This is a genomic window from Pseudomonas sp. DrBHI1 (genome assembly GCF_002205115.1).
In the GTDB taxonomy this organism is placed as follows: Bacteria; Pseudomonadota; Gammaproteobacteria; order Pseudomonadales; family Pseudomonadaceae; genus Aquipseudomonas; species Aquipseudomonas mosselii.
Window position 1 is genome coordinate 1 of the sequence record NZ_NIBE01000055.1, and the last position, 2,598, is coordinate 2,598.

Consider the following 2,598-nt stretch of genomic DNA (forward strand, 5'->3'; position numbering starts at 1 on the left):
GCGCACTTTGCCTGCCTCGGGCAGCAGCACGTCCTTGTCAAACGCATCCACATCGATCACCACCCGCCGCGCCTGCTCGGCCTGATGCAGGCGCTGGCCTTCCTCCGCCTGCAACACGCCCGCTTCGATGGCGGCGTCGATCACCGACTGCCCCGGTGCCGCCTGCACCTTGCCTTCCTTGACCGCCTGATGCAGGGCCTTGTGCAGTGGAGCGGCATCGTCCAGCAGGTCGCAGGCTGTCTGCAGCGCGGCCACTGGGTCGCCGTCGGCCTGAGGCCTGAAGCAGCCCGCCAGCAGCTCTTCCAGCGCCGGGTCGCCTTTGCGGCGGCCGATCAGCGCCGCCACCTCGGCGTCCAGCTCATCGCTGGGCCCGGTATGCCGGCGGCCGAACGGGAACACCAGCACCCGCAGGGCGCAGCCCAGGAAGCGGTTGGGGAAGTTGTCGAGCAGCGCGTCCAGCGCGTTCTCCGCCTGCCCCAGGCTTTCCTCCAGCGCCCAGCGCAGCAGCGGGCGCAGGTACTCGGGCGAGCCTAGGTCGTGGTAGCGCTTGAGCGCGGCGCTGGACAGGTACAGGTAGCTGAGCACATCGCCCAGCCGGGCGCTCAGGCGTTCGCGGCGCTTGAGCGCGCCGCCCAGCAGCATCATCGACAGGTCGGCCAGCAAGGCGAACGCCGCCGCCTGGCGGTTGAGGGCGCGGAAGTAGCCCTGGCTCAGGGCATCGCCCGGGACCTTCTCGAAATGCCCCAGGCCCAAACCCAGCACCAGGGTGCTGGCGGCGTTGCCGGCGGCGAACAGGATGTGCTGCAGCAACAGGTCGTCGAACTCGTTCAGCGCCTGGTCGTGGTCCTCGCGCCCGGCCAGGGCCATTTCCCTGAGCACGAACGGGTGGCAGCGGATCGCGCCCTGGCCGAAGATCATCAGGTTGCGCGACAGGATGTTGGCCCCCTCGACGGTGATGAAGATCGGCGCGCCTTGCCAGTTGCGGCCAAGGTAATTGTTCGGGCCCATGATGATGCCCTTGCCGCCGTGTACGTCCATGGCGTGCTGGATGCATTCGCGGCCGCGCTCGGTGAGGTGGTACTTGAGGATCGCCGACAGCACCGAGGGTTTTTCCCCGAGGTCGACAGCCTTGGCGGTGAGCAGGCGGGCGCTGTCCATCAGCCAGGCGTTGCCGCCGATGCGCGCCAGGGATTCCTGGATGCCTTCGAAGGCGGCCAGCGGCACGTTGAACTGTTCGCGCACCCGGGCGTACTGGCCGGTGACGAGGCTTGTGTACTTGGCCGCGCCCGTGCCGACCGCCGGCAGGGAGATCGAGCGGCCCACCGACAGGCAGTTCATCAGCATCATCCAGCCCTTGCCGAGCATGGCCTGGCCGCCGATCAGGCAATCCAGCGGCACGAATACGTCCTTGCCGCTGTTGGGGCCGTTCATGAACGCGGCCCCCAGTGGCAGGTGGCGTCGGCCGATCTCCACGCCGGGGAGGTCGGTGGGGATCAGCGCCAGGCTGATGCCCAGCTCGGTCTGCTCGCCCAGCAGGTGGTCGGGGTCGTAGGCCTTGAAGGCCAGGCCCAGCAGGGTGGCGACCGGGCCAAGGGTGATGTAGCGCTTTTCCCAGTTCAGGCGCAGGCCGATGACGTCTTCACCCTGCCACTGGCCTTTGCAGATGACGCCGGTGTCGGGCATGGCCCCGGCGTCGGAGCCGGCCAGGGGGCCGGTGAGGGCGAAGCAGGGGATGTCGTCGCCACGGGCCAGGCGCGGCAGATAGTGGCTGCGTTGCTCGTCAGTGCCGTAGTGCAGCAGCAGTTCGGCCGGGCCCAAGGAGTTGGGCACCATCACCGTGGAGGCCAGGTCGCCGCTGCGGGTGGCCAGCTTCATCGCCACCTGGGAGTGGGCGTAGGCCGAGAAGCCCTTGCCGCCGTACTCCTTGGGGATGATCAGGGCGAAGAAGCCGTGCTGCTTGATGAAGTCCCAGGCTTGCGGCGGCAGGTCGAGGTCCTGGCCGATCTGCCAGTCGCTGACCATGGCGCACAGCTGCTCGGTGGGGCCGTCGATGAAGGCCTGTTCCTCCTCGCTGAGCCTGGGTGCGTCGTAGTCGAGCAGGGTGTTCCAGTCGGGGCGGCCGCTGAACAGGTGGCCGTCCCACCACACGGTGCCGGCGTCGATGGCTTCGCGCTCGGTCTGCGACATTGGCGGCAGGGTACGCTGGAACCAGTTGAACATCGGCGCGGTGAATAGTTTACGGCGCAGCTCCGGCAGGGCGAAGAAGGCCGTCTTGGCGGCGATCACTACCCAGATCAGCGCCAGCAGCCAGCCTGGCGCGGTGCTGAAGATGCCCATCAGCAGGGTGTACGCGGCGATGGCCGCGAGGATTTGCAGGGGCGCCAGGCGCCGGTGCAGTAGATACGCGGCGCCAAGCACCAGGACCAGCAACCACAACAGCAGCATGATTCTTCCTCCTTGGAAGCGGGGGGCGGGGGCGATCCACAGAGCTTAGACGTGTTGGGGTGGATGGCCTGCCTAGGAGATGACAGGGTGGGGCGCTGGGAGTTCGGTAGGGAATGTCATGCAGTCATCGCGGGGCAAGCCCGCTCCCACGCC

Annotated in this window: 1 protein-coding gene; it reads right to left on the reverse strand. The window is 68.1% G+C overall.

All coding sequences use genetic code 11. The features are described from left to right. Positions 1–2,445, reverse strand: a 2,445-nt coding sequence (locus tag CC207_RS10450) for an acyl-CoA dehydrogenase (RefSeq protein ID WP_062361651.1), incomplete at its 3' end; no start/stop codon positions are given. Between the last annotated feature and the right edge of the window lie 153 nt (positions 2,446–2,598).